Source organism: Arthrobacter crusticola (assembly GCF_004357995.1).
GTDB lineage: Bacteria > Actinomycetota > Actinomycetes > Actinomycetales > Micrococcaceae > Arthrobacter_D > Arthrobacter_D crusticola.
In genome coordinates this window covers 1-540 of record NZ_SMTK01000014.1, presented here as the reverse complement: position 1 = coordinate 540, position 540 = coordinate 1, and the positions used below count along the sequence as shown (strand labels likewise).

The 540-nt window shown below is 66.3% G+C and carries 1 protein-coding gene; it reads left to right on the top strand.

Features of this window, described 5'->3' with window-relative positions; all coding sequences use genetic code 11:
* Nucleotides 1-77: 77 nt before the first annotated feature.
* Nucleotides 78-540, top strand: a 463-nt coding sequence (locus E2F48_RS17190) for a serine hydrolase domain-containing protein (protein WP_133405179.1), incomplete at its 3' end; no start/stop codon positions are given.

Below are 540 nucleotides of genomic sequence, written 5' to 3'. Positions count from 1 at the left end.
ACTCCTTGTCCGGGCGCACCGGCGCCGCAGGCGCGCAGCATCAGGAACAACCCGCTACACCGCATCGGAGCACTGACATGAAATACACCCCCACATTCGCGGTCATCACCACCGCACTGGCCGCTTCGCTCGCGTTCACCGCCTGCACCTCCTCGACCGCCACCAAGGACACGCCCAAGGAAGCACCGAAGGTGCTGACCAGCATCGCCGAACGACTCGTCGAGGAAGGCTACCCGGGCGCGATCATCACCCGCACCTCCCCGGACGGCACCGCTGAAACCGCCACCGCCGGCACGGCCGACCTCACCACCGATACACCGGTCCCCGCTGACGGAGAAGTGCGCATTGGAAGCGCCAGCAAGACATTCACCGCGGTGGTGGCCCTGCAGCTGGTGGAAGAAGGACTCCTCGAGCTGGACCGAAGCGTCGACACCTACCTCCCCGGCCTCATCAAGGGAGAGGGAATCGACCCGAAGGCCATCACCGTCCGGCAGCTGCTCCAACACACCAGCGGCCTGCCCGAGTACACCGACCTCGTCG